Here is a 20975-nt window from a genome sequence, read left to right on the forward strand (position 1 = left end):
GGAGGACACAATGATCGAAGACATTCTCGACCTCGACCGCTACCCGCTCGACCGCGAAGGCAGCCCCGAATCGCAGCGGCTGGTGGAGGAATCGACCGCTGCGCTCAACGCCAACGGCATGTTCAACCTGGAAGGCTTCCTGCGCCCGGGCATTGCCGAAAGAGCCGTCGCGGAAATCCGGCCGGTGATGGACGCGCGCTCGCACGAGCACAGGCGTATGCACAACATCTACTTCAAACCGTCGATCCCGGAGCTTTCGCCCGACCACCCGGCGCTGCGCAAGGTCGAGACGATCAGCCACACGGTCTGCGCCGACCAGATTCCTGGCAGCATCGTTCTCTCGATCTACGAATATGAACCGCTGGTGCGGTTCCTGGCGGTGACGATGGACAAGCCGCAATTGCATGTCATGCAGGATCCGCTCGCCCGCGCCAATGTCATGGGCTATCGGGCCGGCGAGGCGTTGAACTGGCACTTCGACCGCTCGGAGTTCACCACGACGCTCCTGCTCCAGGGCCCGGAGCGCGGCGGCGACCTCGAATACCGCACCGACCTGCGTTCGGACGACGACCCGAACTACGAAGGCGTCGCCAGGCTGCTCGAGGGGCGCGATCCGGAAGCGAAGATCCTGCGCATGAAGGCCGGCACGCTCAATGTCTTCCGCGGCAAGAACACCGCGCACCGCGTCACAACGGTCGAAGGCGAGCGGGAGCGTATGATAGCGGTCTTCTCCTATTATGAGCGCCCCGGCGTCATGTTCACCGACGAGGAGCGGATCGGCTTTTATGGTCGGGCTGCATAGGCCGAGCCTGCGGCCATCCAGAATCCCGAAATAGTCTCTTGTTAGATTGTCGACAATCTGCTTGTCTTGCAGCCGGTTCACCCGGAGCGAGACGCATGGCGAAACTGGATTTCAGTCCGATCGCGGATACGACGCGCAGGGCGGAGATCGTCGCCCTGCTCAGGCGCGCCATCCTGACCGGCCAGTTGGAGCCCGGGCAGAAGCTCAACGAGCTCAGGATTTCCGAGCAGATGCGGGTAAGCCGCGCGCCATTGCGCGAGGCGATGCGCGAACTGGTGCAGGAAGGCATCCTGACCAGCATTCCCTATGCCGGAACCTTCGTCATCGACGTCACCGCCAAGGACATCATCGACGCCTATTCGTTGAACAAGGTGCTCGATGAATTCGCCATCGAGCTCGCCTGGCCCCTGCGCGACCGGCGCTTCTTCGACGAGCTCGACCGCCGCCACGAAGCGGTCAAACAAGCGACGCGGGCGCTCGACACCACGCGCCAGATCGAGACGGCGCTGCAGTTGCACGGGCTGATCTACGAATGGGCCGACAATTCCGTGCTGCTCGAGACCTGGCAGCGGCTGACCAGCCGCCTGCAGATGTACTTCGCCCTGCATCAGCGGGCCCGCAACGAGCCGGTGCCGGCTGAGGATGTGCACGAGACTTATGTGGCGCTGCTCAAGGGCTCCGACATGCGCGCCGCCCAGCGCCACGCGCGCGAGCATATCGACCTCGATTTCGAAGAGCTTCTTGCCTATGCGCGCGGCCTCGAAAAGCGCGCCTCGAAGAACTGACCCACTCGCGGACAACGGACCCCAACGTGAAGATCAAAAGCATAAAGGCCTATCATGTCGTGCAGCCCTTCGTGGACGGCCCTTACCGCATGTCGAAGGGGCGGGTCGCCGACTGTTTCGACGCGGTGATCGTCGCCATCACCTCTGACACAGGCGTGACCGGCTGGGGCGAGATGGCGCCGCTCGGCAATTTCTACTCCGCCGCGTTTCCGGCCGGCACCCGCGCCGGCGTGCCGGAAATCGCGCCGCATCTCATCGGCCACGATCCGCGCGGGCTTGCCGGCATCGGCAGGCTGATGGACACGGTGTTCAAGGGCCATCCTTATGTGAAGGCCGCGCTCGACATGGCTTGCTGGGATCTCGCCGCCCGCGCCGCCGACGTGCCGCTGGTGACCATGCTCGGCGGCCGCGAGAGCGAGACGGCCGAACTCTACAGGGTCGTCACCCACGGCACGGTCGACCAGATGGCGGCCCTTGCCAAGCGTATCGTCGCCGAAGGCTACCACCGGCTGCAGGTCAAGGTCGGCGGCAATGTGCGCGACGACATCGACCGGGTCACGGCCGTTGCCGCCGCCGTGCCGAAGGGCGCGGTGATCTTCTGCGACGCCAATGCCGGCTGGACGCCCTATCAGGCGCGCCAGTTTGCCGATGCCACGCGCGGCATCGACTACACGTTCGAGCAGCCCTGCACGACGATTGAGGAGAACATGTCGGTGCGCCGCATGCTGGACAAGCCGATGGTGCTCGACGAATCCGTCACGTCGCTGGGTGAGATGCTGGAAATCCATCGCCGCGGCGCGGCGGACGGGCTGACGCTGAAGATCTCGCGACTGGGCGGGGTGACGCAGACACGGCTGATCCGCGACGTCGCGGTCGATCTCGGCTTCATGATCACCGTGGAAGACACCGGCGGCGCCGAGATCGACACCGCCGCCATGGCGCATCTGTCGCTGTCGACGCCGGAGGAGCGCCGCCTGCATGCGATCGCCTTCCACGAATGGGTGACGGTGCGCACCGCTTCCAACAAGCCGCCGGTAACCGGCAGCCGCATGGGCATTCCCGATGGTCCCGGCCTCGGCATCGATGTTGTGCCGGATTTGCTCGGCAAGCCCTTCTTCGAGATCGGCTGACAATGAAGATCCGGCGCATCAAGGCAACGCCGATCAACTACAGGCTGGAAGCGCCTTACGTCTGGGTGTTCGGCGAACTCGACGGCTTCTCGCCGACCATTGTCGAGGTCGAGACCGAGGACGGGCTCGTCGGCGTCGGCGAAGCGCCGACACCAGCGGCCGCTGCGATCATCAACGACGCGCTGGCGCCCCGGCTAGCCGGCCATGACGCCTTCGACATCGCCGGCGCCGAGCATGTCTGCCTGCCCTTCTGGACCGGCGTGCAGTCGATCAACGATCGCACCCGCATCATGGCCTTCGGCGCCGTCGAAATGGCGCTGTGGGACCTGCGTGGCAAGGCCTGGAAGCAGCCGCTCTATCAGTTGCTCGGCGGCGCGGTGCGCAAGGAAATCCCCTTCACCGATTATTTCTCGCTACGCGGCGACGGGGCGAAGGTGAAGGGCGAAAAAACGCCGGAAGCGGTCGCCGATTACTGCGTCGAACTCCACGAGCGGCACGGCACGACCTTCTTCGAAGGCAAGTTCTCGACGCAGGATCCGAAGGTCTCGCTGAGGATGGTCGAGCTGATCCGAGACAAGCTCGGCGACGATGCGATGATCCGCATCGATTCCAACCAGGCCTATTCGCTCGCCACCGCCAGGCAACTGGCGCGGCCGCTGGAAGAGTTGGGCGTCCGCAACTGGGAGAATCCGGTGGCGACGATCGAGGAGATGCGGGAGCTCCGCCGCCACACCTCGATCCCGTTCTCGACCCACAACATCGACATCGCGCGCGCCATGGATCTCAAGGTGCCGGATGCCTTCGTCGGCAACCCGACGGCGCATGGCGGCATCGGCCGCTTGCTGCGCTTCGTTGGGGCCTGCGAACATGCCGGCATCGACTACTGGTGCTACAGCGGCGACACCGGCATCGGCAGCGCCTGCTACCTGCATCTTTGCGCAGCGCTCGGCTGGATCAGGGAGCCCAACCAGTCGCTTTTCCGCATGTGGCCGACGGACGTCATCGAGGAAGGGCCGTTCGCGCCGAAGAACAACACCGTGCCGGTGCCGGAAGGCCATGGCCTCGGCATCACCTTGTCGCGTGACAGGCTCGCCGCCTGTCATCGCGATTTCGTCGAGAACGGACCCTGCAACAAATACCACGACCCGGAAAAGCCGGGCACATACCGCCGACTGCCGTTGAACTAGGAGACCGCCAAAGGAAAGGAGGCATCAGACCGAGTAGAAGAAGCGGCCGCGATTTCAATCGGACCGCAAGACCGGAGATGGCATGCATCAAGAAAATCTGATTTTCCCGCATCCAAGAGCGGATGGATCGGACCAGACTGCATGCTAAAGTTCGTTCGACCGAAATTCCTGACGATGGCCGGGACAGGAGAACTCCACGGAACTCGTCGACCGGAACGCACTCGCCAACCACAAGAACTGGGGAAGGGCTTAGACCCATGAGCAAGAACTACCGCATTCTCGATCTCATCCGGCGCAACCGCACGCCGCTCGAAAACCACCTCATCGATGGCCTTATCGACGGCCGCGTCAGCCGCCGCGATTTCGTGCGCCACGGCAGCCTGCTCGGCCTGTCGTTGCCGCTTCTCGGCCGCATCGGCATGGCCGCGGGTTTCGGCGCCGCGCCATCGCTTGCCCGCGCTCAAGCGGCGCCCGGCGCCACCATCCGCGTCGGCAGCAGCGTGCCGGCCGCGGCGATCGACCCGGTCACCATCGCCGACGCCGGCGGCCTGCTGGTGATGCAGCAGGTGGCCGAATTCCTCTGCATCGACGGTCCGGACCTGGTGCTGAAGCCGGCGCTGGCCGAAAGCTGGAAGCCGAATGCCGACGGCACGGTGTGGACGTTCACGCTGCGCAAGGGCGTGAAATTCCATTCAGGCGGCGAGATGAAGGCCGAGGACGTGGTGGCCAGCATCGACCGCCTTGCCGATCCCGCCAATTCGTCCAACGCGCTGTCGGTGTTCACCGGCATCCTGCAGAAGGGCAACACCAAGAAGGTCGACGACTACACGGTCGAATTCCACCTCGACGCGCCGAACGGCAACTTCCCCTACATGGTGTCGTCCGACAACTACAACGCCGTGATCATCCCGGCGAGCTACAAGGGCGACTATGAGAAGAGCTTCGACGGCACGGGGCCGTTCAAGCTGGAGAAGTACACGCCCAAGGTCGGCGCTTCCTTCGTGCGCAACGAGGACTATTGGGGCGAGAAGGCCTTGCCGGAACGCACCGAATTCACCTTCTTCACCGACATCCAGCCGCAGATCCTGGCGCTGCAGGGCGGCCAGATCGACATCATCAACCAGATGCCGGTGCTGGCCGGCGTCGGCCTGCTCAACGATCCGAATGTCGACATCATCAGCCTGAAGTCGGTGGCACACCAGCAACTGCATCTGCGCTGCGATTCCGATCCGTTCAAGGATCCGCGCGTGCGCCGGGCAATCGCGCTCAGCATCGACCGCAAGAAGCTCGTCGCCGGCCTGATGAAGGGCCGCGCCCAGGAAGGCAACGACAGCCCGTTTGCGAGCGCCTATCCGTCGACCGACACCAGCGTGCCGCAGCGCGAGCAGGACATCGCGCAGGCCAAGCAGCTGATGGAAGCGGCCGGCGCCGGCAAGGGCTTCAAGGTGACGCTGACCACCGAGCGCTATCTGGAAATCCCCGAATACGCCCAGCTCATCCAGAATTGGGTCAAGGAGATCGGCATCGAGCTCGAGCTCAACATCCTCGACCAGGGCGCCTATTACGGCGATGCGGTGTTCGGCAAGTCGAACTGGCTGGACTCGGTGATGGGCATCACCGACTACGGCCATCGCGGCGTGCCGAATGTCTATCTCGCGGCGCCGCTGAAGAGCGACGGCACCTGGAATGCCGCCCACTTCAAGAACAAGGACTACGACCAGCTGGCGACCAGCTATATCGCGGCCCTCGACCTCGAGGCGCAGAAGGCCAGCGCCGGCAAGATCCAGAAGCTGCTGCTCGAGGAAACGCCGGTGATCTTCGGCTATTTCTACGACTACCTGACGGCGACGGCGAAGGGTGTGACCGGCGTGCAGCCGACCGCCATGTCGCAGCTGTTCCTGGACAAGGCGGCGAAGGCCTGAGAGCGAACAAGCTTTTTCCCTGACAGCCGGCTCTCCACGGAGAGCCGGCTCCAATAGGAGTAATGGCCATCCTCGCCTTCCTCGTCCGGCGCCTGGCTCTGTCGCTCGTCACGCTGTTCCTGCTCAGCGTCATGGTGTTCCTCGGCGGCCAGGTGCTGCCCGGCAATGTCGGGCGCGCCATATTGGGGCCGTTTGCCGACGAGCGCGCCGTCGAGGCACTCAACCACACGCTGGGCGTCGACCGGCCGCTGTTCGTGCAATACGGAACCTGGATCTGGAACTTCCTGCAGGGCGACATGGGCACGTCCTACATTTTCCGCGCGCCGGTCGCGCCCTTCGTCGTCGAGGCGCTCGGCCATTCGATGAAGCTGGCGCTGGTCGCCTTCGTGCTGGTGGTGCCGATCGGCATCCTCGGCGGCGTCATCGCCGCGCTCAACCTCAACCGGCCGCTCGACCGCATCATCAGCCTCGGCGGGCTGTCGGTGACGGTCCTGCCGGAATTCGTCACAGGCATCATCCTGATCCTGATCTTCGGCGTCTGGCTGCGCTGGCTGCCGATCGCGGCCGCCTGGCCGAAGGGAGCCGGGTTCTTCACCCAGCTCTATTATCTCATCCTGCCGTCGCTGCCGCTGTTCCTGGTGCTGTTCGGCTACATCGCCCGCATGGCTCGGTCCGGCATGATCGAGGCGCTTGATTCCGACTATACGCGCACCGCCGTTCTCAAGGGCCTGCCGTGGCGCACGGTGATCTGGCGGCACGTGCTGCGCAACGCGCTTCTGCCGACCATCACCGTCATTGCCACGCAGACCGGCTATCTGATCGGCGGCCTGGTCGTGATCGAGACGCTGTTCCGCTACCAGGGCATCGGCTCGCTGATCTTCACCGCGGCGCGCGGCAAGGATTTCCCGATGCTCGAAGCCGGCATCCTCACCATCGGCATCGTCTACGCTGTGGCCACACTCGCCGCCGATTTCCTCTATTCCGTGCTCAATCCGCGGATCCGGCTGGGGGCAGAACAATGAGCGCAACCGACGCCAGCATTCCAGCGCCCGACACCGCACGGCGCAGCCCGTGGAGCGAAGTGCTGTATTCGCTGCTGCGGTCGGGCACTTTCCTCACCGGACTAGGCATCGTCCTGTTCTGGATCATCTGCGCGCTGTTCGGCGAACATTTCGTGCCTTACGACCCGCTCGTCGACGACATCATCAACGCGCTCGCCCCGCCTTCGGCCGAGCACTGGTTCGGCACCGACCAGATCGGCCGCGACGTCTTCTCGCGCGTCATCGTCGGCTCGCGCGACATCCTGACGGTGGCGCCTTTGGCCACGATCCTGGCGACCATCGCCGGCACCGCGCTCGGCCTGCTCATCGGCTATTTCCGCGGCATCGTCGACGACATCGTCAGCCGGGTGCTCGAAGCCTTCATGGCGATCCCGGTGGTGATCATCGCGCTGCTCGCCATCGTCGCGCTCGGCACCTCGAAGATCACCGTCATCGTCGTCATCGGCCTCAGCTTCGCGCCGATCATCGCCCGCACCGTGCGCTCGGCCGTGCTCGCCGAACGCGAGCTCGACTATGTCGCGGCGGCAAAGCTTCGCCACGAAGGCGCGCTGCACACGATGTTCGTCGAGATCCTGCCCAACGTCATCCCGCCGATCCTGGTCGAGACGACGGTGCGGCTCGGCTACGCGATCTTCGCGGTCGCGACGCTCTCGTTCATGGGCTTCGGCATCCAGCCGCCCTCCCCCGACTGGGGCCTCTCGATCTCCTCGAATTACGGCATGATCGGCGGCGGCTTCTGGTGGACGGTGCTGTTCGACGCGCTGGCCATCGCCTCGCTGGTGATCGGTGTCAACCTGGTGGCCGACGGCGTCCATGGAGCGTTCAATGACTGAGAAGAACGCGCTCGAGCTCCGAGACCTCTCGGTCGCCTACCGCGTTGGCGGCCGCAACCGGGCGGTGCTGCGCAATGTCAACCTCACCATCGGCCGCGGCGAGGCCTACGGGCTCGTCGGGGAATCCGGCTGCGGCAAGTCGACGGCGGCGCTCGCCGTGGTGCGCTACCTGCCGCGCAACGGCTCGATCACCGGCGGCTCGATCGCGCTCGACGGCCAGGACGTGATGAAGCTCGATGGCGAAGCGCTGCGGCGGGCGCGGGCGGAAAGCGTGTCGATGGTCTATCAGGACCCGGGCAAGGCGCTGAACCCGTCGCTGCGCATCGGCCGCCAGCTGACCGAGATCTTCGAGCTCGCCGGTATCACTGGACAGGCGGCGAGCGACAAGGCCATTGCCATGCTGAACCTCGTGCGGATCTCGGATCCGGCCAGCGTGATGCAGCGCTATCCGCACCAGCTCTCCGGCGGCATGCAGCAGCGCGTGGCAATCGCCATGGCCTTGGCCAACGATCCGTCGATGCTGATCCTCGACGAGCCGACGACGGGTCTCGACGCGACGGTGGAAGCCGAAGTGCTCGACCTGATCGCGCAATTGCGGCGCGAGCTGTCGGCCTCGATCCTGTTCATCAGCCACAACCTCGCCGTCGTCTCCAAGATGTGCGACCGTGTCGGCGTGCTCTATGCCGGCATGCTGGTCGAGGAAGGCTCGACGAAGGACGTCTTCAACGATCCGCGCCACCCCTATACCGTGGCGCTGCTGCGCTGCCTGCCGCGCGGCGGCCAGCGCAAGGACCAGGGCCGCCTCGACACGATCCCCGGCTTCCTGCCCGGCATCGGCGCCAATATCGTCGGCTGCGCCTTCGCCGACCGCTGCGCGCTTGCGACGGAGCGCTGCCGCAGCGAGCCGCCGCCGCTCTACGATCTTGGAGGCGGCCGGCTGTCGCGCTGCCACTACCATGACAAGGCGCAGTCGCTGCCGCGCGCGACGCCTGCCGAGATTCCCGCCACCGCGCCGAAGCAGGCGCCACCGGTGCTGCAGGTCGAGGGGCTCAACAAGACCTATGCCAGCCATGGCCGCCCGCTGAGGGCCGTGAAGGATGTCTCGGTCAGCCTCAGGCCCGGCGAGACGCTCGGCCTGGTCGGCGAATCCGGCAGCGGCAAGACCACCTTCGCCAGGCTTCTGCTCGGCCTCGTGCCGCCGGACGAGGGCGGCAGCATCGAGCTCGAAGGCAAGCAGCTGGCGCCGCGGCTTGCGAGCCGCTCGGAGGACCAGGTCAAGGCGGTGCAGATCGTCTTCCAGAATCCGGATTCGGCGCTCAACCGCTCGCATTCGATCCGGCACATCCTCAGCCGCGCCTTGAAGCGGCTGGGCGGGCTCACCGGCAAGACGCTCGACACGCGCCTCGAAGAGCTTGTCCGTTCGGTGCGCCTCACCGACCGTCATCTCGCGGTCAAGCCGCGCCAGCTCTCGGGCGGGCTGAAGCAGCGCGTGGCGATCGCGCGCGCCTTCGCCGGCGATCCGCGCATCGTCGTTTGCGACGAGCCGACCTCGGCGCTCGACGTGTCGGTGCAGGCGGCGATCCTCAACCTTTTGGCCGACCTGCAGTCGAAGCAGGATGTCAGCTACATCTTCATCTCGCACGACCTCGGCGTGGTGCGCTATCTCTCCGACAAGATCGCCGTGCTCTATCTCGGCCGCATCATGGAGTTCGGGCCGTCGGAAGCGGTCTTCTCCGGGCCGCACCACCCCTACACGGAAGCGCTGTTGTCGGCCGTGCCGAAACTCGACCGGGCGGAGAGCTCGCGCATCCGCCTCGATGGCGAGATCCCAAGTGCTGCCAATCCGCCGACGGGTTGCGTCTTCCACACGCGCTGTCCGCGCAAGATCGGCGCCATCTGCGAGACCCAGGAGCCGGAGCTGGCCGAGGCGGAGCCAGGGCACACGATCCGCTGCCATATTCCCTTCGCGGAACTGGCAAGGCTGCAGAAGCCGAAAGCCGTGGAGCCGGCGTGATCGCGATCAGAATGCCGCCCCACCCGCCATGCTGAAGGCGCGGTCGCTCTCCGCGAAGGCTTGATCGCTCGACAGGTTCCCGGCGAGCGTCCGCAGGCCGGTGAGCGCAACGTCGAGGGCATCGGACGATGCCGGATTCTCCGGATAGGCGAGATAGATCGGGCGCTGGAACACCGGCGTATCCTCGACGCGCCGCAGTTCGCCGCGCTCAATATGAGCGCTGACAGCGCTCAGCGGCAGATAGGCGGCCGCCCGTTGCGACAGCACATGCTGCAGGCCGATGAACACCAGCCCGGCCGAGATCGCCGGCTTCACCATGCCGGCAAAGGCGCGGTCATGCTCGACGCGGAACTCCAGCCCCCAATCCATCAGGATGTAGTTGTCCGTCCACGGCCCGACCTGCGCCGTGTGCTGGACGAGAACCACCTGATCGACGGCAAGAGTCTCATAGACGATGCCGGGATGCGGCCTGGGCAGATAGAGGATGCAGATGTCGAGCAGGCCTTCGGCCATCTGGTCGATCGCCAGATCGGGGAAGCTGCCTTCCAGCCGCAATGCCACGTTCGGCCGCTTCGCCCGCATCCAGTCGATCCAGGGCGAGGTGATGCTGTCCCAGAGATAGGCGGGCGCGGTCAGCCTGAGCAACGTCTCGTAGCCATCGGGAACGGCGATGTCCTGGCGCGATTGCTCCCAGGTCCGGGTGATCGTGGAGGCGTGCGGCAGGAACTGCCGGCCGGCTGGCGTCAGCGTGACGCCGTCGCTGTCGCGGACGAACAGCTTGCGCCCCAACTGTTCCTCCAGGCCGCGGATGCGCGCGCTGACGGTGGACTGGGCCAGGTTCAGCCGATGGGCGGCAACGGTGAAGCTGCCATGCTCCGCGACCTCGAGGAAACTGCGCAGATTCTCGGTATCCATGGCTTTCGCTTTCGGCTCGGCGGCAATCGAAGATTCCGATGGCCCTCATCAAAAAATATCGCTTTTCGGGCGTGGTCAACAGTGACCTAGATGGCAAAGCCCCCACGCCAGCCAAGGAATGCCGCCATGCCAAAGCATTTCAGGACGATCGACGCCGCTCGCAGAAATCTCAGCGCAATCGAAAATTCCGCTATCGACGAATTGCTCGCCGGCAGGATCGGCCGACGCGAATTCCTGCGCCACGGCAGCGTGCTCGGCCTCTCCCTGCCCTTCCTCGGCGGCATCGTTTCGGCGCTCGGACTCGGCGTGCCGCAAGCGCGCGCCGAAGGCAAGCCGGGCGGCACGGTGCGCGCCGGCATTGCCGTACCCGGCGGCGCCATCGACCCGGTCACCTTCTACGACAGCGGCAGCTACCAGCTTGTCTTCCAGACCGCGGAATTCCTGTGCATCACGCAGCCCGACCTGACGCTGAAGCCGGTGCTGGCGGAGAGCTGGTCGCCAAACGCGGACGGGAGCGTGTGGACCTTCAAACTGCGCAAGGGCGTGAAATTTCACAATGGCGAGGATTTTAAGGCCGACGACGTCGTGGCGACCTTTGACCGCCTCTCCGACCCGAACGGAACGTCCAACGCGCTGTCGGTGTTCAAGGGCCTCTTGTCCAAGGGCGGCACGCGCAAGGTCGACGACCAAACCGTCGAGTTCCATCTCGACGCGCCGAACGGCAGCTTCCCCTATTCGGTGTCGATCGACAACTACAACGCCGTTATCCTGCCGGCGAGCTACAAGGGGGACTACGAGAAGACCTTCGAGGGTACCGGACCGTTCCGGCTCGAGAGCTACACGCCGAAGGTCGGCGCCAGCTTCGTGCGCAACCCCGACTACTGGGGCGAGAAGGCCCTTCCCGATCGGCTCGAATTCAAGTTCTACGCCGACGTGCAGCCGCGCATCCTGGCGCTGCAGGCGGGCGAGGTCGACGTGCTCGACGCCATCCCGCTCGACGTCAGCCAGGTGGTTCTGGGCAACCCAGACATCACGGTGCTGCGCGTGGCGTCCACCGCGCATCGCCAGCTCCACATGCGCTGCGACATGGCGCCCTTCACCGACAAGCGGGTGCGCCAGGCGCTGGCGCTGTGCATCGACCGCTCCAAGCTGGTCGACGGTCTCTGCCGCGGCATGGCGGCGACCGGCAATGACAGCCCGTTCGCGCCGGCCTTCCCCGCCACCGACAAGTCGGTAGCGCAGCGCACGCAGGACATCGCCAAGGCCAAGCAACTGATGGAAGCTGCAGGCCTAGCGAACGGCTTCGACATAACGCTGACGACGCTGCGCTATTCCGACATCCCCGGCTACGCGCAGCTTTTCCAGAATTTCGCCAAGGAGATCGGCGCCCGCATTTCGCTCAACATCGAGGACCAGGACAAATATTACGGCAAGGCCGTGTTCGGCCAGTCGGACTGGCTGGACAGCCCGCTCGGCATCACCGACTACGCGCATCGCAGCGTGCCGAACGTGTTCCTGAAGAGTCCACTGGTGAGCGACGGTCCGTGGAACGCGGCGCATTTCAAGAACACGGCCTATGACGGGCTGGTCACCGGCTACCTGAAGGCGCTCGACCTCGACGCGCAGCGCAAGGCTGCCTCCGACATCCAAAAACTGCTGCTCGACGAGACGCCGGTGATCTTCAGCTATTTCCCGGATCTCTTGGTGCCGGTGCGCAAGAACGTCAGCGGCCTGCCACCGATCGCCGCCGGGCTGCTGCTCGATCGGGTATCGGTAGGTTGACCATGCTCGCGCGCAAGAGCCTGGCCGCAAAAGACGAGAAAAGGACGACTGCCATTCGCAAGCCTCATCTGCGCGGCCGCGGGCCGCATTTCCCGCTGCTCGACAATATCGTGCAGTACGAGTTCGAGCCGGGCTATGTCGCCTTCACCATGCCCTCGCCCAAGCGGCTGCGCGTGCAGGTCGGGCCGATGATCGTCGCCGACACCACAAGGGCGCTGGTGTTCTACGAGAGCGACCATCTGCCGGTCTACTACTTCCCGATGAGCGACGTGCGCGAGGAGTTCCTGCTGCCGAGCAGGACGACGACGGAGGATCCGTTCAAGGGCACCGCCACGCATTACTCGCTGAACACCGGCATCACGCTGGTCGAGGATGCCGCCTGGCGCTACCTCGATCCGGTCGAAGGTTGCCCGCCGATAGCGGACTACATGTCCTTCTACTGGCCGAAGATGACGCATTGGTGGGAGGAGGACGAGGAGATCTTCGTGCATGCCCGCGACCCGTTCCGGCGTGTCGACTGCCTGCCCTCGTCGCGGCGCGTGCAGGTGATCCTCGACGGCGAGCAGGTCGCCGATTCACGGCGCGGCGTGTTCCTGTTCGAGACCGGCCATCCGGTGCGCCACTATCTGCCGATCTCGGACACCCGGCTCGATATGTTCTCGCCCAGCCGCTACATCTCGCGCTGCCCCTACAAGGGCATCTCCAACTACTACCATGTGACGACGCCCAAGAAGCGGCACGAGAACCTGGTCTGGTACTATCCCGAGCCGGTGCACGAGGCCGAGCGCATCAAGGGGCTGGTGTGCTTCCATCACGAGCTGGTCGACAAGATCCTGGTCGACGGGGTGGAGATCCCCAAGGAAGCGACTGCGGCGTCCGACGGGTATTTCTAAGCTCCACGTCGCCCCGAAAACGAAGCAAGGAATCGACACCCGTCGCGTTCCTTCGCGCCCCCCTCATATGAACCTGTACCACCTCATATCCGGTCGCCGCTCGGAGGCGGCTGCACCACAATCCCGCGTGCGGGGGCTGGGCTCAGGAGAACGGGACCATTCTTTGGAGCGGCGCTTGAAGCCATGGGGGGCTTCGGTCCGTTCGCCTGGATCCGTCAGGGCTGCTCAGGCCCCGAGGATTGAGTTGATCAAAAGGCTGCTCAGGCCCTGGCCATGACGGCTCCCTCGATCACGACACCGTTGGTCACATATTTCCACAAGGCGACGAGCAGTTTTCGCGCCAGCGCCACGATCGCGACCTTCTTGCTGCGCCCGCCGCTCATGCTGACCCGTTCATGGAACCAGCGCGTCAGGGCCGAGGCCGGCTGATAGCGCAGCCAGAGCCAGGCCAGTTGGATCATCGTCGTGCGCAGCCTCGGATTGCCTGCCTTCGAGACACCCTGCTCACGATCGATCGAGCCGCTTCGCCATGGCGAGGGTGCGAGCCCTGCATAGGCTGCAATCTGGCGCCGGTTGCCGAACTGACGGAACAGCCCCTCGTGTGCCAGGGTGCTGGCGAACTCCGCGCCGATGCCCTTGATCTCTTCGAGCATCGCTTGCGGGGCGGTCGCCTGCTTTGATCTGCTCGTTCACCAATTCGAGCCGGTCGAGCTCACGGCACAGCTGCGCCTTGAGATGGGCGGGCAGCGGCCGGCCATCCCCCGTGCGCAGGTCATCCAAACGCTCGCGCCGGTCGCGACGCGCAGGCTCATAACCGCGCACACCCACAGTGAAGAGCAGCCCCTTGATCCGGTTGACGTGTCTCTTACGCTCCTCAACCAGTGCCTTGCGCTCGCGGCCGACCCGGCGGCGATCTTCATCCTCAATCGCCGGCACACGGACCATCGCGCAGACCCGAGGCTCACCCCGCATCCACGCCATCAGCGTGCGAACCAGTGTCTCCCCATCGATGCTGTCGGTCTTCGCCCGGCGGTGCCGGCGCGACACCGCGATCGAGGCGGCATCCACGACATGGCTGGTGATCCAGCATTCCGCCGCGAGCGCGCGGTGAAGCCAGAAACCATCGAGCCCCGCCTCTTGGATGACAACCACGCGATAGAGCCTGCCCTCCCGCGCCCGCGCCTTCTCGCGCAAGAGGCTCAGGCATGTCAGCAATGCCGGCAGATCGCCGCCGGCTACCGAATGACGCGACATCTTCTCGCTGCCGGGCGATAGCGACGTCACCAGCCACGTCGACTTCGACAGTTCCAACGAGACGAATATTGCGCCAAGATCAACCCGGATAGCGGCTCGGGGCGAGTTTGGTTCTGCTGTCATGGCAAATCCCTTCAGAGTGGTTGGTAGCAAACCGACTCTGATCTCCCTCAGGCCGCTGTCCACCACTCATCATGGGATCTTTGTCCTGCCGGACATCTCCCCCACTGTGGGGGAGATTGGCAGCTTGGGCGATGCGCTCATTCCTCAACGTTGAAAATTAGCGAAACGGCAGCGATGGCCGATCTCCCCCCCTTGTGGGCCCTTGTGGGGGAGATGTCCGGCAGGACAGAGGGGGGCGCTGTCCGGCCAACCTCGAATTGATTCCTCCGAGTAATGCCGAAATGCCGGTTGAAATATTTTTCAAATGGAAATAGGAATGTTCAACCAACGATCGCGGCGCCTCGGCGCGCTAGCAAGTGGAGGAAGCGACATGTCCCATCCGCAATTCGCAGCGGAACTCCTGCAGCGCGCTGAGAAGCAAGGGCCGATCACAATCGGTCTCGCCGGCGCCGGGCAGATGGGAACGGATATCGTCGTGCAGGTCGCGCTGATGCCGGGCATGCGCATCGGCGCCATTTCGGAGGTGCGGCCGCAGGCAGCAATCGACGCCGCGCTGCTTGCCGGCCACGATCGTTCCGACATCGTGCAGGCGCCCAATGCGGCGGCCATCGACCGCGCCATCGAGGCCGGCAAGATCGCCGTCACAGAGGATCTGCATGCGCTCGCCGCGGCCGGCCGCATTGACGTCATCATCGACGCCACCGGCAATCCCAACATCGGCACGCTGTTTGCCCTCGAGGTGATGAAGAACGGCAAGCATATCGTCATGCTCAATGTCGAGGCCGACATCACCATCGGCCGTTTCCTGAAAGAGGAGGCGCGCAAGGCCGGCGTCATCTACACGGGTGCCGCCGGCGACGAGCCCGCCTGCACGCTGGAGATCATCGGCTTCGCCAAAAGCCTCGGCTTCACAATAGTTGCCGCCGGCAAGGGCAAGAACAATCCGCTGAACATCGACGCGGTGCCTGCCGATTACGAGAAGGAAGCGGCCGAGCGCAACATGAATGCGCGCATGCTGGTCGAGTTCGTCGATGGCTCGAAGACGGCGATCGAGATGGTGGCGATCGCCAACGCCACCGGCCTCGTGCCCGACGTGCCCGGCATGCACGGCCCGACGGCGACGCTGGAGGAACTGGCCAGCGTGCTCTGCCCGCGCGAGGATGGCGGCGTGCTGCACCGCAAGGGCGTTGTAGACTATTCGATCGGCAAGGGCGTGGCGCCCGGCGTGTTCTGCATCATCGAAACCAAGCATCCGCGCGTGCTGGAGCGCATGATCGACCTCAAGGTCGGCAAGGGTCCCTATTTCACGATCTTCCGTCCCTATCACCTCACCAGCCTCGAAGTGCCGCTCTCGGCGGCGCGCGCTGTGGTCTACAAGCGCGCCGACATGGAGCCGCTCGATCATCCGGTCGCCGAGGCGGTGGCGGTCGCCAAGACCAACCTCGGCGCCGGCCAGTCGCTCGGCATGATCGGCGAGAACGACTATCGCGGCTTCGCCATGACCTGGGAGGACGCGCGCGCCAAGGGCGCGCTGCCGCTCGGGCTGGCCGAACGCGCCAGAGTGGTGAAGCCGGTGAAGGCCGGCGACTTCCTGACCTATGAAAATTGTGTACCCGACGATTCGATGGTGATAACCCAGATCCGTCGTCGTCTCGACCAGTCGGACGGACGGTTCGTTACCAACGCCGCCTAAAGCGCGCCGCGATGAAACGGATCCAGGCGACGCGCTTTAGGTCTTTGTTTTCATGCATGTCGTTTTCGCAAAACCGCCGCACACTTTTGCGCGACATGCACTAACCTTCCGGATCCCCGCGTGATGGACGATGTCGTAATCGGGATCGACGCCTCGACGACGGCCGTGAAGGCGATCGCCTTCGCGCGCGACGGCGCGGAGCTTTTTCAGGCACGCGAGACCTATCCGCTGTCCAATCCTGCGCCCGGCCATTTCGAGCAGGATGCCGAGCACTGGTGGACGGCGCTGCTATCGGCGCTGAAGCAGGTCGCCGACAAGGTCGGCGCGGCGCGCGTCAAGGCGATTTCCATCGCCCACCAGCGCGAGACGTTCACGCTGATCGATGGTGCCGGCAAACCACTCATCCCGGCGATCCTGTGGCTGGACGAGCGGGCCCGCCCGCAAGTCGCCAGGCTTTCGGCAGAGCTCGGCCGCGAGGCGATCCGCGACTGGAGCGGCAAGCCGCCGGACCCGACGCCGGCGCTCTACGCATTGGCCTGGCTGGCGGAGCACAGGCCGGAGGCGCTCGGTCAGGCGGCGGCGCTGGTCGACGTGCATGCCTTCTTCGTCCGCCGGCTCACGGGGCGTCTGGTCACCAGCACGGCGAGCGCCGATCCGCTCGGCCTGCTCAACATCGCTAGCGGCAATTGGCACCCCGGGCTGGTCAAGGCTGCAGGCTTGCGGCCCGAGCAATTGCCCCAGCTGGTCGGGCCGGGTGGCGTCTGTGGCGAGTTTTCCGAGAGCATCGCATCGGCGACGGGCCTGAGGGCGGGCACGCCAGTCATCGCCGGCGCCGGCGATGGCCAGGCGATGGGGCTCGGCATGGGCGTCTACGGCGCCGGCAAGAGCTATCTGTCGCTGGGCTCGGGCGTGGTCAGCGGCAATTATTCCGGCAAGGTCACGACATCGGACGCGTTCCGCACGCTGGTCTCGCCGACCGGCTCCGGCTTCATGCTGGAAACGGTGCTGCGCTCCGGCATGCAGCTGGTCGACTGGATCGTGCGCACCGCCGGCTCGCCTTCGGCCGCCGTGCTGGAGAAGGCGGCGATGGACGTAGCGCCAGGCAGCGATGGGCTGCTCGTCATGCCCTACTGGGCCGGCGTCATGAGCCCGTACTGGGACGGCGCGGCGCGCGGCGCCATCGTCGGCCTGTCGCTCGACCATGAGCCAAAACATCTTTTCCGCGCCGTGCTGGAAGGCATTGCGCTGGAGCAGGCGATCGCCACCGATGCGATGGAGGAGCAGACCGGCAAGGCCGGCGCGATGATCGCCGCAGGCGGCGGCACCAATTCGACGCTGCTGATGCAGATCTTGGCGAGCGTGCTGGAACGGCCGCTCCTGGTGTCGCCGGTCAACGAGGCGGCGGCGCTTGGCGCCGCCATGCTGGCGGCCTCGGCAATCGGCTGGTTCGCTTCGCCGCAAGAGGCGGCCAAGGCGATGGCGGCAGAACCGGCACGGCAGGTCGATCCCGTCGAGGCAATGGTGCCGACCTATCGCGCCCGCAAGGAAATCTACCGCGACCTCTACCACGCGACGCGCGACATCCACGCGCGGCTGGGCGCGGGCTGAAACCTGTGTGAACCGACGCATATTGCGCCTTGCCCTGCCGGTGCTACGCTCCCGGCACGCGGCGGACGATTGCTCATGACGACAGCGCTTCACCATGCGGCCTGGCTTGTTGCGCTGGCGGCAATGCCCGTGCCGGCGCTTGCCGGCGACAAGCCGGCGTTCGAGCTTTCGCTCGACATCGACCAGGACGGCACGATGGACCGCGCCGTGGTGATCCAGGACGATGGTCCAGCCGAGCTCTACATCTATCTGGGGGTGGGAGCGGAAAAGCCCGGTCCCTGGCGAAAGCCCGACTTCGTCAGGAAAGCGCTGACCGAGGACCGGATCCTCGATCTCGAGGCCAAGGGCAAGGGATCGCTGGCGATCACCTCCTGCTTCGGCTGCGGCGCCAGCAAATCGACCGAAGAGACGCTGACCATCGTCTATCGCCACGGCCAATTCATGGTCGGCGGCTACAGCCGCAGTTGGGACTGGGGCAACCGGACGTCCGATGACACCGTCGAGACGATGCTCGGCGACTGCGACATCAACTATCTCACCGGCAAGGGCACCGTCTCCAGGGACCTGGAAAAGGGCAAACCGGTCAAGGGCCGGTTCAAGCCCGTCCCGCTGAAAGACTGGTCTTACGAGAAGCGCCCCAAGGTCTGCGACTTTCTAGCAGGCTGGACTAACGACTGAGCAGGCCCTTGGCCGCGTCCTCGTCTGTGATCAACACCGAAACCTTCGTGTTGGCGAGCGCCGCGCGCATCACGGCGATCTTCTCCTGCCCGCCCGAAACCAGGATGGTGGTCGGGATGTCGGAGAGGTCCTGCAGCGGATAGGCGCAGACGCGGCGGTTGACCTCATGGTCGACCGTGCAGCCCTCGGCGTCGATGAAATGGCAAAGGATATCGCCGACCGCGCCGGCGGCCTGCAATTCCTCCAGCTCGCTCGGCTTGATGAAGCCGTAATTGGCGATGGGGCTGTCGTTGGAAAAGGAGCCGACGCTGAGCACGGCGATGTTGGCGCGCCGCGCCCGGAAGACGACGTCCTGGACGCTGCGCTGGCTCATGAAGGCATCACGCTGCTCCGGCCTGTCGGCATAGACGGGCACGGGCAAGAGATAGCATTCGGCGCCAATCTTCTCGGCGAATTCCCAGGCACTCTCGGTCGGGTTGAGCGGCTGGGCATGGGTGAGGCCGCCGAGCATCGAGACCACGGTGGTCCTGGCGATCGGTCGCCTGGGCAATTCGTTGATGGCGAATTTTAGCGTCCTGCCCCAGCCGAGCGCGATCACGTCGCCGGGATTGACGTTGTCTGCGAGATAGGCTGCGGCGGCATGACCGATCAGCAGCGGCGTGTTGCTGCGGTCGGCGGCCGACGGCACGACCACGGCTTGGCTGAGACCGAAGCGCTGCTTCAGGCTTTCCTCCAATTGCACGCATTCGACGACGCTGTCGCGGATGCGGAACTGGACGACGCCCTCCTCGCGGGCAGCGGAGAGTATCCGGTGCACCTTGATGCGGCCAACACCGAGGATCTCTGAAATCCGCTCCTGCGTCAGGCCTTCGACATAATAGTGCCAGGCGGCGCGGGCCTTGAGCTCGGCATCCGGGAAGCGCGAGGCCTTCTCGTTCTCGATCACCGCCATCCTTATGCCTCCCGCATGCGCTGGGCTTTCCCTATGGCAAACCGTCGGTTCGTGCAAACCGCCGCCCAAAGCGTCGGCGGCACTTGACAATTTTCTGATGAACGTTTTAGCTGAACAAAATTGCATATCAAAGATAAATTGTTCACAAGGGAGGTGCCTGGTGAACAAGAGCAGCCGGCGGGCCATCGCCGGCTCGCTGACGGAGGAGACGAAGTGGCCGTGAGCAACGAGACGAGCGAGTTGAAGGCTGGCACCGGCGCCGCGCAGGCCGCTTCAGGTGCGAAGCTTTCGGCTCTGTTTGCCGGAACGATGGGGCCGATGATCGGCCTGGTGCTTCTGTGCCTGGCGCTGGCGCTGACCACCGACACGTTCCTTACCTTTCGCAACATCCTCAACGTGCTCGACCAGGTGACGGTGCTCGGCATCATGGCGATCGGCATGACGCTGGTCATCCTGATCGGCGGGATCGACCTTTCGGTCGGTTCTGTTCTGGCGCTGGCCTCGATGGTGATGGGCTACGTCGCCTACCCCGACTATCTCAATCTCGGCGTTCCGGTGGGCATCGCCGCGGCGCTGGTCGTCGCCGCCCTCTGCGGCCTGGTCTCGGGCCTGCTGGTGACGGTGACGAAGCTGCCGCCCTTCATTGCGACGCTCGCCATGATGTCGGTGGCGCGGGGCCTCGCCAACATGATCACCGACGGCTCGCAGATCGTCGGCTTTCCCGACTGGTTCACCAACCTGTCGATCGTGCGCCATTTCGGCTTCCTGTCGGTCACCGTCGGGCTGATGATCGTGCTGGCGATCGTCTTCGCCGTCTTCCTCAACTATCGCGCCACCGGGCGCAGCCTTTACGCGATCGGCGGCAGCGCCGAGGTCGCCCGCCTTTCCGGCATTCCGGTGAAATCGCTGACCAACTGGGTCTATGCGATCTGCGGCCTGCTGGCGGGGCTCGCCGGCATCGTGCTCGCAGCCCGGCTCGATTCCGTGCAGCCGAGCTCGGGCGTCGGCTACGAGCTCGACACGATCGCGGCGGTGGTGATCGGCGGCGCCAGCCTTTCGGGCGGTATCGGCTCGATCGGCGGCACGGCGATCGGCGTGCTGATCATCGGCGTGCTGCGCAACGGGCTCAACCTGCTCGGCGTCTCGCCCTTCGTCCAGCAGGTGGTGATCGGCGTGGTCATCGCGCTGGCGGTCGCCACCGACACCTGGCGGCGCCGAACGCAATGAGAAGCTGGGCGCAATGAGAATTCGCCCGGATGTCCGGGCGAAACGGATCGGTCGATCCGAGACTGGACTGTCCGGCCGGGGGCGCCGCGATGCGCAGGCTGGACGGGATTGAACAC

General features: G+C 65.1%; 16 protein-coding genes and 1 pseudogene. 14 read left to right on the forward strand and 3 right to left on the reverse strand.

The features are described 5' to 3' along the window. Nucleotides 1–10: 10 nt before the first annotated feature. From EN853_RS25890 to EN853_RS25925, 8 genes are all read left to right on the forward strand, one after another. Complete coding sequence (locus tag EN853_RS25890) at nt 11–802, forward strand: 2OG-Fe(II) oxygenase (RefSeq protein ID WP_245517186.1); 792 nt, start codon at nt 11–13, stop codon at nt 800–802. 95 nt (nt 803–897) lie between these two features. Continuing rightward, entirely contained in the window at nt 898–1587 is a 690-nt protein-coding gene (locus EN853_RS25895) for a GntR family transcriptional regulator (protein ID WP_127862013.1), read from the forward strand. Nucleotides 1588–1613: 26 nt separating this feature from the next. Next, complete coding sequence (locus EN853_RS25900; protein WP_127862014.1) at nt 1614–2717, forward strand: mandelate racemase/muconate lactonizing enzyme family protein; 1104 nt, start codon at nt 1614–1616, stop codon at nt 2715–2717. Between the two features lie 2 nt (nt 2718–2719). After that, nucleotides 2720–3904, forward strand: coding sequence for a mandelate racemase/muconate lactonizing enzyme family protein (locus EN853_RS25905; RefSeq protein ID WP_127862015.1), 1185 nt, complete (start codon nt 2720–2722; stop codon nt 3902–3904). A gap of 257 nt (nt 3905–4161) precedes the next feature. Then, on the forward strand, nt 4162–5826 hold the full coding sequence (locus tag EN853_RS25910; protein ID WP_127862016.1) for an ABC transporter substrate-binding protein: 1665 nt from the start codon (nt 4162–4164) through the stop codon (nt 5824–5826). Nucleotides 5827–5888: 62 nt separating this feature from the next. Continuing rightward, nucleotides 5889–6848 carry an ABC transporter permease gene (locus tag EN853_RS25915; RefSeq protein ID WP_189343910.1) on the forward strand — a complete coding sequence of 320 codons (960 nt, stop codon included), beginning with the start codon at nt 5889–5891 and terminating at the stop codon, nt 6846–6848. Then, nucleotides 6845–7720, forward strand: coding sequence for an ABC transporter permease (locus EN853_RS25920; protein WP_127862017.1), 876 nt, complete (start codon nt 6845–6847; stop codon nt 7718–7720). The genes EN853_RS25915 and EN853_RS25920 overlap by 4 nt, the downstream gene beginning before the upstream one ends. Continuing rightward, nucleotides 7713–9734, forward strand: coding sequence for an ABC transporter ATP-binding protein (locus tag EN853_RS25925; RefSeq protein ID WP_167524598.1), 2022 nt, complete (start codon nt 7713–7715; stop codon nt 9732–9734). The genes EN853_RS25920 and EN853_RS25925 overlap by 8 nt, the downstream gene beginning before the upstream one ends. A 6-nt stretch (nt 9735–9740) precedes the next feature. Here the strand turns inward: EN853_RS25925 and EN853_RS25930 are convergent, their stop codons facing one another. Continuing rightward, the gene (locus tag EN853_RS25930; protein ID WP_127862019.1) at nt 9741–10649 is read right to left on the reverse strand and encodes a LysR family transcriptional regulator; all 909 of its coding nucleotides are present in this window, start codon (nt 10647–10649) and stop codon (nt 9741–9743) included. 126 nt (nt 10650–10775) lie between these two features. Between EN853_RS25930 and EN853_RS25935 the strand changes: the two genes are divergently transcribed. Both EN853_RS25935 and EN853_RS25940 read left to right on the forward strand, forming a co-directional pair. After that, a complete protein-coding gene (locus tag EN853_RS25935) occupies nt 10776–12431 on the forward strand; it encodes an ABC transporter substrate-binding protein (RefSeq protein WP_127862020.1) in 1656 nt (551 codons plus the stop codon). A gap of 2 nt (nt 12432–12433) precedes the next feature. Continuing rightward, the gene (locus EN853_RS25940) at nt 12434–13324 is read left to right on the forward strand and encodes a DUF427 domain-containing protein (RefSeq protein ID WP_127862021.1); all 891 of its coding nucleotides are present in this window, start codon (nt 12434–12436) and stop codon (nt 13322–13324) included. A gap of 260 nt (nt 13325–13584) precedes the next feature. On the opposite strand, the pseudogene EN853_RS25945 reads toward EN853_RS25940, so the two are convergent. Then, nucleotides 13585–14701, reverse strand: a pseudogene (locus EN853_RS25945) (IS110 family transposase). A 370-nt stretch (nt 14702–15071) separates the two neighbouring features. Between EN853_RS25945 and EN853_RS25955 the strand changes: the two are divergent. The 3 genes from EN853_RS25955 to EN853_RS25965 all read left to right on the forward strand — a co-directional run bounded on the left by EN853_RS25955 (nt 15072) and on the right by EN853_RS25965 (nt 18680). Next, nucleotides 15072–16394: a homoserine dehydrogenase gene (locus tag EN853_RS25955; protein WP_127862022.1), complete on the forward strand. Its 1323-nt coding sequence runs from the start codon at nt 15072–15074 to the stop codon at nt 16392–16394. A gap of 123 nt (nt 16395–16517) precedes the next feature. After that, nucleotides 16518–18002, forward strand: a complete 1485-nt coding sequence (locus tag EN853_RS25960) for an FGGY family carbohydrate kinase (RefSeq protein WP_127862023.1) — start codon at nt 16518–16520, stop codon at nt 18000–18002. 75 nt (nt 18003–18077) lie between these two features. Further along, a complete protein-coding gene (locus tag EN853_RS25965) occupies nt 18078–18680 on the forward strand; it encodes a hypothetical protein (protein WP_127862024.1) in 603 nt (200 codons plus the stop codon). On the opposite strand, the gene EN853_RS25970 is transcribed toward EN853_RS25965, so the two are convergent. Beyond that, a complete protein-coding gene (locus EN853_RS25970) occupies nt 18670–19632 on the reverse strand; it encodes a sugar-binding transcriptional regulator (RefSeq protein WP_127862025.1) in 963 nt (320 codons plus the stop codon). The two genes, EN853_RS25965 and EN853_RS25970, sit on opposite strands and share 11 nt — an antisense overlap. A 309-nt stretch (nt 19633–19941) precedes the next feature. Between EN853_RS25970 and EN853_RS25975 the strand changes: the two genes are divergently transcribed. Further along, nucleotides 19942–20859, forward strand: a complete 918-nt coding sequence (locus tag EN853_RS25975) for an ABC transporter permease (protein ID WP_245517187.1) — start codon at nt 19942–19944, stop codon at nt 20857–20859. Nucleotides 20860–20975: the final 116 nt, after the last annotated feature.

This window comes from Mesorhizobium sp. M1C.F.Ca.ET.210.01.1.1 (assembly GCF_004791585.1).
Taxonomy (GTDB): domain Bacteria; phylum Pseudomonadota; class Alphaproteobacteria; order Rhizobiales; family Rhizobiaceae; genus Mesorhizobium.

Excerpts from the sequence above, each read along its gene's own strand:
- EN853_RS25890 (WP_245517186.1), top strand. The coding sequence starts at position 11 with ATGATCGAAGACATTCTCGACCTCGACCGCTACCCGCTCGACCGCGAA.
- EN853_RS25895 (WP_127862013.1), top strand. The coding sequence starts at position 898 with ATGGCGAAACTGGATTTCAGTCCGATCGCGGATACGACGCGCAGGGCG.
- EN853_RS25905 (WP_127862015.1), top strand. The coding sequence starts at position 2,720 with ATGAAGATCCGGCGCATCAAGGCAACGCCGATCAACTACAGGCTGGAA.
- EN853_RS25910 (WP_127862016.1), top strand. The coding sequence starts at position 4,162 with ATGAGCAAGAACTACCGCATTCTCGATCTCATCCGGCGCAACCGCACG.
- EN853_RS25915 (WP_189343910.1), top strand. The coding sequence starts at position 5,889 with ATGGCCATCCTCGCCTTCCTCGTCCGGCGCCTGGCTCTGTCGCTCGTC.
- EN853_RS25920 (WP_127862017.1), top strand. The coding sequence starts at position 6,845 with ATGAGCGCAACCGACGCCAGCATTCCAGCGCCCGACACCGCACGGCGC.
- EN853_RS25925 (WP_167524598.1), top strand. The coding sequence starts at position 7,713 with ATGACTGAGAAGAACGCGCTCGAGCTCCGAGACCTCTCGGTCGCCTAC.
- EN853_RS25930 (WP_127862019.1), bottom strand. The coding sequence starts at position 10,649 with ATGGATACCGAGAATCTGCGCAGTTTCCTCGAGGTCGCGGAGCATGGC.
- EN853_RS25935 (WP_127862020.1), top strand. The coding sequence starts at position 10,776 with ATGCCAAAGCATTTCAGGACGATCGACGCCGCTCGCAGAAATCTCAGC.
- EN853_RS25940 (WP_127862021.1), top strand. The coding sequence starts at position 12,434 with ATGCTCGCGCGCAAGAGCCTGGCCGCAAAAGACGAGAAAAGGACGACT.
- EN853_RS25955 (WP_127862022.1), top strand. The coding sequence starts at position 15,072 with ATGTCCCATCCGCAATTCGCAGCGGAACTCCTGCAGCGCGCTGAGAAG.
- EN853_RS25960 (WP_127862023.1), top strand. The coding sequence starts at position 16,518 with ATGGACGATGTCGTAATCGGGATCGACGCCTCGACGACGGCCGTGAAG.
- EN853_RS25965 (WP_127862024.1), top strand. The coding sequence starts at position 18,078 with ATGACGACAGCGCTTCACCATGCGGCCTGGCTTGTTGCGCTGGCGGCA.
- EN853_RS25970 (WP_127862025.1), bottom strand. The coding sequence starts at position 19,632 with ATGGCGGTGATCGAGAACGAGAAGGCCTCGCGCTTCCCGGATGCCGAG.
- EN853_RS25975 (WP_245517187.1), top strand. The coding sequence starts at position 19,942 with ATGGGGCCGATGATCGGCCTGGTGCTTCTGTGCCTGGCGCTGGCGCTG.